This is a genomic window from Desulforapulum autotrophicum HRM2 (genome assembly GCF_000020365.1).
Classification (GTDB): domain Bacteria; phylum Desulfobacterota; class Desulfobacteria; order Desulfobacterales; family Desulfobacteraceae; genus Desulforapulum; species Desulforapulum autotrophicum.
Genome location: NC_012108.1, coordinates 4,798,138 through 4,810,482, shown reverse-complemented (window position 1 = coordinate 4,810,482; position 12,345 = coordinate 4,798,138). Strand labels below are relative to the sequence as shown.

Sequence of the window (12,345 nt, the reverse complement as noted above, 5' to 3'; positions counted from 1 at the left end):
TAAAACGTGTTTTGTCCAGATTAGGATTAAATTAATACCGGACTCGATTTTTTCAATCCGGGGAAACGGTGGGGTTAATGATGGGTATAACCTATAAACAGATGATTCGTCCCCCCCCCCTTTTAATCCCGGTTAAACTCTGGACCTGTTGATTTTACCAAAAAAATCGTCAGGCGGTTGCATGTTTTTAATATATGTGCGATTATATATCATATTGATTTGTTTTTGTTTTCCTGTACATGCTCAGAAGAAATTCCCATCAAGATTTATCTGATCTGATTTATTGACTATCTCTCACCTTAGAAAATGAAATGAAATTCGTGGATGGTGTTAGCTCTTTTTATCAATCTGAAAGAACAAGGAGATGTCATGGAAGTAAAAGATTATTGTAAAGCAATGCTGGCTGAAGTAAGCGCCTGGAAAGAAAAATTAGAAGCGATGAAAAAGGTAGCAGATACCTATGGATCTGCTGAAAAGGAAAAAATTTTGCCATTAATCGGACAGCTGGATCAAGAGGTCGTTGCAGCCCAGATGCGTGTGGATCAGTTGAATAATGAATGCCCCTCAGACTGGTCACCGTTGAAAAATGAACTGGATGATCTTTTTGGAACAGTTGGAAGCAGTGTTGACCGGGCATGGAAAAACCTTGAAGGTGGAAATGTGGGTGGATAAATACCCTCTCCTTGACACGTGGAAAGGTTGTTAATCCTTCTGCAAGGTCCCTGGAAGTTCTCTGGGGGCCTTTTTTATACCCGCCTGAACCATGCGGTGCCAAGCCGATTTCGATGAATTTAATTTGTCGAGTCTTTCCTTTCAAGTAGCCATGTAATGACATCACCCGGGTCAGGTGCGTCTAAGTCCGGATTCCCTTGTTCAATGGTTTTGGACATGGGTTTGTTCTTTTGGATAGACTCTTTGCCCGTGGGACGGTCTGCTGCTATCACCGGCTCGTCCCGGGACTGGAGCATCCTGCGTTCCACTCCTTTAAATACCTCATCAACAAAGTCTTTTACACTCTCCCTGGCCTTGGGAACAATAAGTACTTTGGCGTCTGGTTTCATAGCCTCTGCCTGTTTCAGAACGGGTTTGTCGAGGACTTTTTCCCTGGGTACTTCCGCCACAGACCCAGCAGCATCCACTGGCGGTTTAAACCTAGATTCGGGAACAGGGAACAGGTGTCTTTTGAAATTTTTATACCGGGAATCAGGGATAATGAAAAAAGCGATGATGAGGATAACTCCCAGGCAAAGCATGGAAGCCATGACCCAGAGGCGACGGCCTGGGTCTGGGGTTTTATCTGTTTTATCTTTTCCAGAAGACAGCGAATGGATTTCCTGGGGTAAAAGAAGCTTTTTAGCCGCAATTTTTACAATCGAGCTGTCAACTTTTTGAAGTTTCTCCCTGTGTGCGATCAGGAGGCAATGATCGCACAGGATGTTGATCATCCTCGGGTAGCCCTTAGAAATAGTAGCGATATCGTTAAGGGCTGTTTCAGAAAAAATTTCATTCTCGGTTCCGGAGTGCAGCATCCTGAATCGAACATAGTCCGCTGTCTCTTCCTGGCTTAAAGGAACAAGTTTCTGGTTAAGGGTTGTTTTTTCCAGAAATCGCCCCTTGTTAAACAAGGGCAACATTTCATCAAATTCGTTCTGTCCAACAAGAAGCACCGTTATGGGAAGGTTACCGTTGCCCAGATCCTGCCATGAATAAAGGGCTTTTAAGAACCTGTTTCCGATGCGCTGGGCCTCGTCAACAATCACCAGGCATCGCTCATTTAAAAGCAGGATCTTTTCAAGAAATCTGGCCAGAATGGTTTCAAATTTTCTTTCGTTGTGGAACTCAAATCCCAGGTCCTGGGCAATCGTTGAAAAGAGCAGATGCATTTCAAAGCAGGGGTCTGGGAGTTTTGCCGTGTGAACGCTGGGGGGCAGGCCCTGGACAATGGTGTTCACAAGGGTTGTTTTGCCGGTTCCGACATCCCCGGTTAAAACCAGAACCCCTCCCCTGTCCAGGGCAAGGGTCAGGGAGGCAAGTACCTTGGCATGGCATGGGCCAAGCCACAGAAATTCAGGGTCTGAACTTATGCTGAAGGGCTTTTTTGTCAGATTGAAATGATTCCGATACATCGGCAGTTACAGGATCTCTTTAATGGCTTTAAGAAGCGGATTCCCATCACCCGCAGGCTCAATTTCCACCCTGGAATGTTTGAGATGTTTTTTTACACAGTCATACTGACGCCATCCCTTAAGGGGGTAGTCTAATGCCACACTCTTCCACTTGGCGTGTCCATTCTGTTTTAGCCAGTCAAGATTCTCGTAGACCATTGCTGCAAACGACCCCACATTCTCACAATTGTTTCTCCTGAAATCAAATGAGACCAGAACCGCTTTCACAGCAATGGTTTTAACCTCTTTTTCCTGCCATGCATAGGTCTTGGGAGGAATCACGGTCTCGGGGTAAAATTCAGTTATACTCTTGTTGGTGATGGTCACAAGGTGAAGGTTGTCGTCCATGATTACATTCTCGGCAAAAAGTTTCACAGGAAACCCTGCCACATAAAACATGGCGTCAATTTCTCCCTGCTTTAACATGGTAATCGCTTCCAAGGTTCCCACGGAAACGGTGGTTTGGGGCATTATCCCAGACAGCTCAAAAAGCAGCTTTGCCGTCAGAAAAGAACCGCTTCCTTCCTTGCCAATGGCGACCCGTTTATCCTCAAGATCGTCAAAAATATTAATACCAGTCCTTGCCAGAAGGTGAACCTCCTCATCGTAAAGGGGAAAGATCATTTTGGTTTTCCTTGCAATTCGTTTTAAGGTGGCATCGGACTTAACCTTGACCACAAAGGCAAGTACATCGGACTGAACAATTCCCATCTGGGTTCTTGGTCTGTTGTACACCGCATAGATATTTTCAACAGATCCGGTTGAATTGTAAACATTAAGATTAAATCCATGCTGCTTTCCAAGCGCCATCATGTCAAGGCCGAACTGGTAGTAGGTTCCCTTTTCACTTCCGGTCATGATGCCGAGGTCAACGGCAACAGAGGTGTTTGATAAAAGTAAAACAGATATCAAAACAAACGAGGCAAGAAAGAAGCTTTTTTTCATGGTAATAATCCTTTGGTTAGGTGTTACACAAAACAAATCCTTTGGTTTCTTTATATCTAACTTTTGCCAACGCAATGCAACCGGAGGCGTTTCAGCATTCGTTGCGACCGGAGCAGAGACCTCTCTCCGGTCATGTTGATTTGATAAAATTTTTGCCAAGTGTATCATAACCATTGGCTTTTCAACCTTGATTGCGGCTGATTAATCGAAAAAAGTCTTGCGCACTTTTACGACATTGTCAAGGGTGTTTTTCCAGACAATATAAACCGGGGAAGGAATGCAACTTTTAGGTGGAATAAGGATGTCACATGTATATATTTTTGGGTATGGAAAGGGATGCAAAGAAAATTAAAAAACACATCCCCCGGAATCGGTGGGCAGGGGATGTGCATTTTTTAAAACAAGACGATGGGATTAGGGCTTAACCTTAAGTGCCTGGAGGGTTTCAATGGTCAGGTACTTGGTTATGGCCAGTTTCGCATCTGCCTGGAATTTATTGACAGCGGCCATGGTCTGGGTTCCGATAACGCCATCAACGGGGCCGGGATCATAACCGGCTTTAACCAAAGCGTTTTGAATCCTGGTGATCTTGAACTCAGTCATATTGGTCTGGCACAGAATCTGTGTCCATTCCATATGTCCGGGACTGGTCATCACCCGTCGTTTAATGGTTTGATAGACAGCAGGTTTGGTGATTTTTTCAGATGTGGGCTCGGAGACCAGTCGGGTAGTCTTTACCTTACCATATTCTGCTGGGATTACGATTTCCCTGGTTGTGGGCGGAGATACCATTATCCTTTTCTTGATGGTTTTGGTGACCTCAGGAATGATTACTTCCCGGGTGGAGGCAGGGGTTTTTAATATTTGTTTGGTGACTGTTTTGTAAACATCGGGTTCCGTAATCAGGCACATGATTTCACCGGTGGTTTCATTCACCTTTTGAATCGGACCCTTGCCTTTTTTCCATTCGGTATGGGCTTCACGGACCAGGACCTTTTCAGTGACCGTCTCATAAACCGCCGGCACCTGAACCAGCTGGGTTTTAGCCGGGGAAATTGTCTTAGTCTCTTCAATCCATTTGTATTGAGCCGGCTCCACGACCAGTTTTGTACTGGCTTCCTTTATCAGGACCGTTTCTTCAACGGTTTCGTAACGGGCCGGGATAATTTTAATCGTTTCTATTGGGTCGTGCACTAGAACTGTTTCAGTTTTGTAGGTGTATTTGCTGGGAATGAAGATTCGGGCATAACATTCACCGGGCTTTGCGTTGGGGGGAAACAGGTCGGCAGATGCCATATCTGTTTTCTGGGCAGCGCTTTTGGCCATGGCCAGTTCTTGTTCCTTCTGGGAGAGGATCTGCTCTTTTTGGGCTAATTCGCTCTCCAGGGAATTGAAACCGGCACTCTTTTGAGCCAATTGTTCTTTCTGCGCCTCAAGGGCCTGTTTTTGCTCTGCGAGTACCTTTTCCTGGTTCTGAATTTCCGCCATTTTTTGCATCATGGTGGTGCCCTTTTTAGGGCCGGTCGCGCAGGCCGACAATGCCAGCGCGCAAAACAGCATAACTAAGTACGATATTAAAGATTTCGTCCCGATTTTCATCTCATCCTCCTCTTATAAAATTTAGGATTTACTCTTGCCGGGGGATTCCTCGGCAATGTCTCATCAGATGAAACGCCGCTGTTTGAATTACTTTGGTGGACGTTTCTTATAACCGGCACGGCCGGAGCGAGGTATCTGCTTTGGCCACAACGAATGATGAAACGCCTTTGTTTGCAATGCTTTGGCGAGTGTTTCATATAAAAGAATAAAAAAGAATCTATTTAGACCATATCCTTTTTTTAAAAAAAGTACAGTAAAATTATGGTTGAAACAGCTTTTTTAAAAAAAATGACGATAAGACTCTTGGCCGGTTATTTCCCGGGGAGGGGTATGTCTTATTCAAGATTTCCCTTATTCTGGAAGACAGGATGTCTGCTGAAAGCGATTTATGGATGAACCGGACACCTTTTTTTCAAGCACCCATGATGTGAAAGAATTTCACCTATAATTCTTAGGTATCAATCAACCGCTTATGCCAGGCCGAACAAAAGTTCGTTGTATGCTTCAAGAAAAGGAAATGTGTGGATAAGTAGAGTATTGTTCCGGGTGTCTTGAATTCGGTCTGGTTTTGTAATAATAATAACCCGTTTTATCTGCTTAACTCAACTTTCGGGATTGGCTGTTTACATGGGAGGCAAGCTTGCATTATTGCACTTTTGTTCAGCTTAGAAATAGGGGCAAGATATTGTCAAAAATACAACAACACAAGCATGACCCCGATCATCAAAAGTGAGGTCAGAAAGTTGAATGCTTAAAAAATAATCACCATGGAGGCATGTGTTTTACCTTTGGCCCGGCCACAAAAAAGAGTGTAATTCAAACCCTGGTTTACCCGGCATTTCATACCATAGAAAGAAGAAATCAACCCATGAAATTTAAATATAAAATTTTTATCACCCTTTTGACCACATCCGGCTTGAGCCTGTTGCTTATGGCCAGTGTCCTGCAAATCAATGTTCGTAAAAATTTCATTCAATATGTCAATGGGGCTGAGATGGGCAAACAGACAAAGATGCTGGAATTGCTCAAAAAAAGTTACCAGCAGCATTCAGGATGGGATGCCTATCAGGACAATGAACAAGCCTGGCACAGGCTTTTATCCCAATCACGCCCCGATGAGATGGGACCTGGCGACACGCCGCCGCCTTTTGATACGCCTCCGAACCATCCCATATCCGGAATGCCCCCCCAGCCTTTGGGTCCGTTTTCTCTCCATCGTCGCCTATGCCTTTTTGATGCAGACAAGCAATATGTGGCAGGAATGTATGAAGAGGGGGACCTGTTTAATTTCGAGCCCATTTCCCTTGACGGTGCAACCGTTGGATGGCTGGGGTTCAAAAACCGTCCTGAAATGATAAAACCCATTGAGTTGAAATTTCTGGCAGCCCAGACCCAGTCATTCTATATCATTGGCCTGGGTGTGCTCGGGTTGGCATTGATAATTTCATATATTGTAACCAGACAGCTTTTGTCCCCTATTCAGGAACTGGCCCGGGGAACGCGGGCCATGCGTAAATTTGATTTTAATACAAAAATAAGGGTGAATTCAAGGGACGAGTTAGGTGGGCTTGCCGATGATTTCAACCAGATGGCCCAGACGCTCAAACAGTATGAGACCTTACGGAAAAACTGGATTTCAGATATTTCCCATGAATTGCGAACCCCGGTAGCGGTTGTTCTCAGTAAAATAGAAGCCCTGCAGGATGGTATCCGTTTGATGACTCCGGAATTTCTTAATTCGCTGCATACAGACGTCCTGGGGTTGAAAAAACTGGTCAACGATCTGCATTTAATCTCTTTAGCCGACTCTGACAATCTGGCCTTGTTTTTAAAACCGATCCGTCTGTTGGATACCCTTGACCTGACCCTGGAAACCTTTTTAATCCAGATGGAGAAGCAGAATATCGAGATCCAACGAGACTGGACAGGTGATACAAATATTGAAGTCAAAGGAGATGCCGTTCTTTTAAAACGAGTTTTCAGTAATTTACTTGAAAATACGCTTAAATACACGGATTCTCCCGGACGTTTGTGCATTTCCCATGGGGTGAAAAAAGATCGGGTCGTTCTAATCTTTGAGGACTCGGCTCCTGGTGTCCCCAATGACTCCCTGGTGTCAATTTTTCGGCGTCTTTACCGGGTTGAGCAATCCAGGAATCGATCCCTTGGGGGAAGCGGCCTTGGATTGAGTATCTGCAAACAGGTGATCGGCCTTCACCAGGGGAGCATTGACGCCCATCCTTCCCCCTTGGGTGGTTTAAAGATAGTGATCGAACTGCCACTACACGTCTAAACGCCATGGGTAGATATAAATTATAAATCAATAGGAATGAATCATGTCCAATGAACAGGTGCTCATTGTTGAGGACGAATCTGATATAGCTGAAATTTTAAAAGATTACCTGATCCGGGAAGGCTACCGGGTTTCGATTCTGGACCGTGGAGACGAAGTGGTCTCTTTTGTCAAAACCCAAAATTTATCCATGATTCTTCTGGATATCATGCTTCCCCGTCTGGATGGAAAAACGGTTTGCAGGGAGGTTAGAAAGTTTTCTGACGTTCCCATTATCATGATCACGGCAAAAGTCGAAGAAGTTGACCGGATCATTGGTTTTGAACTGGGGGTGGATGATTATATCTGCAAGCCATTCAGTCCCAGGGAGGTGGTAGCCAGGGTGAATGCGGTGCTGCGAAGGACCTTTAAAAAATCATCCGACGATGTTTTGGCCCTTGGCCCTGTGCAATTAAACAAAACATCCCGTATTGCAGAAATTAACGGAAATGAGCTGAGCCTGACGCCCAGCGAATTTGATATATTTTCAGTTTTACTGGAAAGTCCAAACCGGGTTTTTACACGGGCGCAGCTGATTGAAAAGGTTCAGGGATACAACTATGACGGGTATGAACGAACCATAGATTTTCATATTAAAAATTTAAGAAAGAAAATTGGCGTTTATCTTCCAGGGGAAAAAATAATTCAGTCCACCTATGGATATGGTTATAAAATTGTTCTATAGTGGCATGTACTTGATATAATAATATATTAGTTTACTCAACTCTCGCACATGGTGTCAGGCTTGCATTATTGTACTTTTGTTCGGCTTAGAAATGGGGGCAAGATTTTATCAAAAGCACAATAACCCAAGCCTGACCCCGATCATCAAAGTCAAAGTCCGAAAGTTGAGTTGGTTTTCTGATGCCGGATGATTGTGAATTCAAGGGTTTCGGCCTAGGGGAGTATTGTCAATGAAAAACCGATTAACAGATTTTCGGCGGTTCCAGTATACTCTCCATGAAATTATTTTTGAGGCAGATACACTAGCCGGTAAATGGTTTGATGTCATTCTCATCCTTTCCATTGTTTCAAGTGTGGTGGTGGTGATGCTTGACAGTGTGTCTGCCTTTAAAACCCATTATGGCTTTTATCTTTACGAGGTGGAATGGGGGTTTACCCTTTTATTTACCGTGGAATACATTTTAAGGCTGATCTGTGTCAAAAAACCGCTGCGATATGCCACAAGTTTTCTTGGCCTGGTAGATCTTCTGGCAATTTTACCGACCTATATGAGTCTGTTTGTACCTGGAAGTCAATATCTGATTGTGATAAGAGTTTTTCGGGTACTCCGGGTCTTCAGGGTTTTTAAACTGGCAAGTTATATTGGGGAGGCTTCAATTCTGATCCGGGCTCTCCGGGCAAGCCGACGAAAAATCATAGTGTTTATGATGACCCTTTTAACCCTGGTGATTATTTTCGGTTCTCTCATGTACCTGATTGAAGGGGAAGATAATGGGTTTACCAGCATTCCCAGGAGTGTTTACTGGGCCATTGTGACCATGACTACCGTTGGATACGGAGATATATCACCAAAAACAAACCCGGGCCAGGCACTGGCTTCGTTGATCATGATCCTGGGATATGCCATTCTGGCTGTGCCAACTGGGATTATTACCGCGGAATTGAGCCTTGCGACTCAAAAAAAAGTCTCCACGCAAGCCTGCCCGGAATGCATGGCGCATGGTCATGGCACCGATGCCGTTTTCTGTAAATATTGTTCAGCCCGCTTGAACCCAGATAGCCATTCATGAGAAAAAATCAAAGGGGAGACATCGCTTTTTATCTTTTGTTTGAATCCCAACGGTGCTCCCGGTTGTTTTCTATATCCGTTTGAATTTTTTTTTGTCTTTTTTGTGATAAAGGTCAAAAAAAATAGCGCTGTTATCGGGGATTGACTCGCAATCATCGCACTTCTTGTCGAGTCTTCGGTTTTCCTTGCGGCATAACAGGCACCAGTAGTAAATGATTCGGTAATCCCGTCGTCCCACATATTTTTTTAATCGCCCGTTGTACAAGCCGGTCATTTTGCCATCGGCATTGTTTGGCTCTAAAAGCAGCCGATCAATCACATTTTGAATTTTCTTATATCCCAGCGGGTCTGTGACTTTAACCTGGTCAAGTTTTTTGTTGAAAAGTTCGGTCGGTTTGTAAAGAAGCTTGGGCGTGTTCATAAAGGTCCTTAATTTCCTAGGCAGGGGATGGCCCCTTGATTGGGTACCCTTTAATCGTTTAACACCTTGATACATATCGCTTGTCACCATACCGTGCAAGGGAAAACTAAAAAGCTTCAGCGTTTTTGAAAATCGTCGAGAAACGACTGAATCCGGTCCATGGCTGTGTCCAAAAGGTGTCTGTTTCGTGTACAGGCAATGCGGATGCATCCCTCCCCGGATTCTCCGAAGGCATACCCGGGAACGACCACAACCCGTTTACTGTTTAACAGCTGGATCGCAAACTGCCTTGACTGCCGGGTAATGCGGCTGATATCGGCAAACACATAGAAACTGCCCCCGGGCTTTGTCACCTGGATGTTGTCCATGGCATTGAGCCTTGCGCAGACCAGGTCCACCCGGGCAGCAAATCTGTTTTTCATCTGCTCCAGAATGGACGGGTCAATATCAAGGGCTGCAAGGGCAGCTCTCTGGCCGATGCTGCTGGCACATGCCGTTGAATAGTTCACCACCTTGAGCATCTGGTCCATCATGGCCTGGGGGCCAAAGCAGTAACCGATCCTCCACCCGGTCATGGCATGGCTTTTTGAAAAGGACTTGATAACCAGGGTTCTGTCGGCCATTTCTGGGCGGGTGTAGATGGATTCAAAGGGCCGGTCATAGACGATGGTGTCGTACACTTCGTCGGATATGACAAAGAGATTGTGCCGTATGGCGATGTCTGCAATAGCGTCCAGGATATGTCCCGGAATGACAGCGCCCGTAGGGTTGTTGGGAGAATTGAGGATCAGGACCCGGGTTTTGGTGGTAATGGCCTTTTCCAGGTCTTCGGGCAGGGGGATAAATCCGTTCTCGAATCTGGATTGGACCTTGACGGCAATGCCACCGGCAAAGGCAATGTGGGCCATGTAATCCGGGAAGTGGGGTTCTACCAGGAGGACATGGTCCCCCTGCTCAAGCAGGGTTCTCAGTGCTGCGGTCAATGCGCCCATCCCCCCGTGGGTAACAAGAACTGATGACGGTGTGACCCGGATGCCGGTCCCAGCGGTTGCAACCTGGGCAAGTCTTTCAAGGAGCTCCGGGTCTCCCTGGGACTGGGTGTAATGGGTATGTCCGTTTCTGGCATCTTCAAACGCCTTTTCAATGATTGTTCCTGGCGTGTCAAAATCAGGTTCCCCAATGCCCAGGGTGATGACATCATCCATGTGGGCGGCCATGCCGCCCATTTCACGGATGACACTGTATCTTAAATCCTGAACGCTTTGTGATATTTTTAACGTGTGCATGATCGTCCTATACGTAACCGAGAAATTTTGGAACAAACAAAATCAGCCAGGGGAAATAGGTTGCCACAAGAAGGACACCGATTTCTAATAGAAGAAAGGGGATGACTGCCCTGACAATCACCGAAAAATCGATGCGGGTGACCCCGCAGACAACAAACAGACAGACGCCCAGGGGGGGGGTGAGCAGCCCCACAGAAAGGTTCAGGACCATGATCAGGCCGAAGTGCAGGGGATCGATCCCCACGGCATTGGTAACCTGGAGAAGGGTTGGTGCCAGGATGATGATGGCAGCCCCGCCTTCGAGGAACATGCCGATGAAGATGAGAAAGACGTTGATCATCATCAGGATGGCGTAGGGGTTGCTGGTCAGGGCAAGCATGGCCTGGGCGATCCGGGTAGGGATCTGTTCTGATGTCAGGACCCATGCGAAGATGTTGGCCATGCCGATGATGATCAGCAGGACAGCGGTGGTGATTCCGCTCTGGATGAATACGTCACCCATGTCCCTTACCGTGAGCTCCCGGTAGATGAATCTGCCCAGAATAAAGGCGTAGAGGACAGCTATTGCTGCGGCTTCCGTGGGCGTAAACACCCCGCCCAGAATGCCGCCAAGAATAATGAACGGTGCCAGAAGGGCCGGTCCTGCTGAAACAAACTCCTTCCATAGAATCAACGGACTCAGGGCCATGGTTTCCTTTGGAAAGGAATACCGGATGGCCATGAAATAACTTAACCCCATCATGGACACACCGATGAGGGTGCCCGGGATGATGCCGGCGGCAAACAGCCCGCCGATGGACAGGCCCGTGGTAACCCCCATGAGCACCATGAGGATGGACGGGGGTATGATCGGCCCCATGGTTGAAGAGGCGGCAGTAACTGCGGCACTGAATCCCGGGGAAAAGCCTTTTCTTATCATGCCCGGTACAAGGATGGTACCCATGGCTGCGGCATCTGCCACGGCAGAACCGCTGATGCCGCCGAAAAACATGGAAGCCAGGATATTGGTATGGGCAAGTCCGCCGGGAATCCGACCGACCAGGACATTGGCAAAATCAATGAGCCGGCGTGTGGTTCCTCCCCGGTTCATCAGCTCTCCGGCAAGTACAAAAAACGGAACCGCCATCAGGGGAAAGGAGTCTATCCCGGTAAACAGCCGCTGGGTCATGAGCACCAGGGGGACATCACTGACAATCAATGCAGCCAGGGATGTTATGCCCAGGCAGAACGCCACTGGAAATCCCAGGATCAGGGTTATCAGAAAAACACTGCAAAGCAAAAGTATCATGGTTTCATGGATCTCCGGAATGGCTGAAGCATAACAGGCCTATCCCAGCACGGTATTTGCTGGAAAAAATGTGTGCAGGATGTCTCCGGCGATAACCAGGATCATCATGGCCGATCCCACAGGAAGAGAGAGGTAGGGAACCAGCATGGATATTTCCAGGGCAGGAGACGACTGTCCCTGATTGAACAGGGCAAACTGAATCCCCTGGTAAAACAACACAGAAAGAAACCCGATGGTGGCCAGTTGAACAAAAAGCGTCATTGCTTTGTGCCATTTTTCGGGGAGTTTTTCCATGACCATGGTCACACCGATATGCCGTCCCTTTTGAAGGGCCAGGGCACTACCGAGCATTCCCATCCAGATCATGAGGTACCTTGCACACTCTTCGCTCCAGGGAAAGGGAACATAGACTACAAAACGGAAAAAAACCTGGAGAAGAATCAACAGGGTCATGGCGAGACCCAGGGCGATGAGCATTGTGTTGCAAAAATGTTCCTGCCACCGGAGGTAGTGGTCGAACCACTTGGAGAATGTCTTCATTTGCCTTGTGTTTATC

The 12,345-nt window shown here is 46.6% G+C and carries 11 protein-coding genes; 4 read left to right on the top strand and 7 right to left on the bottom strand.

Translation table 11 applies throughout. The features are described from left to right. Positions 1–369 precede the first annotated feature (369 nt). Positions 370–672, top strand: a complete 303-nt coding sequence (locus HRM2_RS21170) for a hypothetical protein (protein WP_015906083.1) — start codon at positions 370–372, stop codon at positions 670–672. 119 nt (positions 673–791) lie between these two features. On the opposite strand, the gene HRM2_RS21165 is transcribed toward HRM2_RS21170, so the two are convergent. From HRM2_RS21165 to HRM2_RS21155, 3 genes are all read right to left on the bottom strand, one after another. Beyond that, a complete protein-coding gene (locus tag HRM2_RS21165; RefSeq protein ID WP_015906082.1) occupies positions 792–2,126 on the bottom strand; it encodes an ExeA family protein in 1,335 nt (444 codons plus the stop codon). 6 nt (positions 2,127–2,132) lie between these two features. Beyond that, the gene (locus HRM2_RS21160) at positions 2,133–3,110 is read right to left on the bottom strand and encodes a TAXI family TRAP transporter solute-binding subunit (protein WP_015906081.1); all 978 of its coding nucleotides are present in this window, start codon (positions 3,108–3,110) and stop codon (positions 2,133–2,135) included. Positions 3,111–3,524: 414 nt separating this feature from the next. Further along, a complete protein-coding gene (locus tag HRM2_RS21155; protein ID WP_232364098.1) occupies positions 3,525–4,610 on the bottom strand; it encodes a peptidoglycan-binding domain-containing protein in 1,086 nt (361 codons plus the stop codon). Positions 4,611–5,577: 967 nt separating this feature from the next. Here HRM2_RS21155 and HRM2_RS21150 point away from each other — a divergent pair. The 3 genes from HRM2_RS21150 to HRM2_RS21140 all read left to right on the top strand — a co-directional run bounded on the left by HRM2_RS21150 (position 5,578) and on the right by HRM2_RS21140 (position 8,795). After that, positions 5,578–7,002, top strand: a complete 1,425-nt coding sequence (locus HRM2_RS21150; protein ID WP_187149297.1) for an ATP-binding protein — start codon at positions 5,578–5,580, stop codon at positions 7,000–7,002. A 43-nt stretch (positions 7,003–7,045) separates the two neighbouring features. Further along, on the top strand, positions 7,046–7,726 hold the full coding sequence (locus HRM2_RS21145) for a response regulator (protein WP_015906078.1): 681 nt from the start codon (positions 7,046–7,048) through the stop codon (positions 7,724–7,726). Positions 7,727–7,955: 229 nt separating this feature from the next. Then, positions 7,956–8,795 (top strand): ion transporter, encoded by an 840-nt coding sequence (locus HRM2_RS21140; protein WP_015906077.1) that lies wholly within the window; start codon positions 7,956–7,958, stop codon positions 8,793–8,795. A 69-nt stretch (positions 8,796–8,864) separates the two neighbouring features. Here the strand turns inward: HRM2_RS21140 and HRM2_RS21135 are convergent, their stop codons facing one another. The 4 genes from HRM2_RS21135 to HRM2_RS21120 all read right to left on the bottom strand — a co-directional run bounded on the left by HRM2_RS21135 (position 8,865) and on the right by HRM2_RS21120 (position 12,329). Further along, a complete protein-coding gene (locus HRM2_RS21135) occupies positions 8,865–9,215 on the bottom strand; it encodes a hypothetical protein (RefSeq protein ID WP_041273413.1) in 351 nt (116 codons plus the stop codon). 116 nt (positions 9,216–9,331) lie between these two features. Continuing rightward, entirely contained in the window at positions 9,332–10,501 is a 1,170-nt protein-coding gene (locus HRM2_RS21130) for a pyridoxal phosphate-dependent aminotransferase (protein ID WP_015906075.1), read from the bottom strand. Between the two features lie 7 nt (positions 10,502–10,508). Beyond that, positions 10,509–11,789 (bottom strand): TRAP transporter large permease, encoded by a 1,281-nt coding sequence (locus tag HRM2_RS21125; RefSeq protein ID WP_015906074.1) that lies wholly within the window; start codon positions 11,787–11,789, stop codon positions 10,509–10,511. Between the two features lie 39 nt (positions 11,790–11,828). Further along, the gene (locus HRM2_RS21120; protein ID WP_187149296.1) at positions 11,829–12,329 is read right to left on the bottom strand and encodes a TRAP transporter small permease; all 501 of its coding nucleotides are present in this window, start codon (positions 12,327–12,329) and stop codon (positions 11,829–11,831) included. Positions 12,330–12,345: the final 16 nt, after the last annotated feature.

What these genes read in the sequence shown, in the direction of transcription:
- HRM2_RS21150 (WP_187149297.1), top strand. Translation starts at nt 5,578, where the DNA reads ATGAAATTTAAATATAAAATTTTTATCACCCTTTTGACCACATCCGGC.
- HRM2_RS21125 (WP_015906074.1), bottom strand. Translation starts at nt 11,789, where the DNA reads ATGATACTTTTGCTTTGCAGTGTTTTTCTGATAACCCTGATCCTGGGA.
- HRM2_RS21120 (WP_187149296.1), bottom strand. Translation starts at nt 12,329, where the DNA reads ATGAAGACATTCTCCAAGTGGTTCGACCACTACCTCCGGTGGCAGGAA.
- HRM2_RS21155 (WP_232364098.1), bottom strand. Translation starts at nt 4,610, where the DNA reads ATGATGCAAAAAATGGCGGAAATTCAGAACCAGGAAAAGGTACTCGCA.
- HRM2_RS21165 (WP_015906082.1), bottom strand. Translation starts at nt 2,126, where the DNA reads ATGTATCGGAATCATTTCAATCTGACAAAAAAGCCCTTCAGCATAAGT.
- HRM2_RS21160 (WP_015906081.1), bottom strand. Translation starts at nt 3,110, where the DNA reads ATGAAAAAAAGCTTCTTTCTTGCCTCGTTTGTTTTGATATCTGTTTTA.
- HRM2_RS21135 (WP_041273413.1), bottom strand. Translation starts at nt 9,215, where the DNA reads ATGAACACGCCCAAGCTTCTTTACAAACCGACCGAACTTTTCAACAAA.
- HRM2_RS21130 (WP_015906075.1), bottom strand. Translation starts at nt 10,501, where the DNA reads ATGCACACGTTAAAAATATCACAAAGCGTTCAGGATTTAAGATACAGT.
- HRM2_RS21170 (WP_015906083.1), top strand. Translation starts at nt 370, where the DNA reads ATGGAAGTAAAAGATTATTGTAAAGCAATGCTGGCTGAAGTAAGCGCC.
- HRM2_RS21145 (WP_015906078.1), top strand. Translation starts at nt 7,046, where the DNA reads ATGTCCAATGAACAGGTGCTCATTGTTGAGGACGAATCTGATATAGCT.
- HRM2_RS21140 (WP_015906077.1), top strand. Translation starts at nt 7,956, where the DNA reads ATGAAAAACCGATTAACAGATTTTCGGCGGTTCCAGTATACTCTCCAT.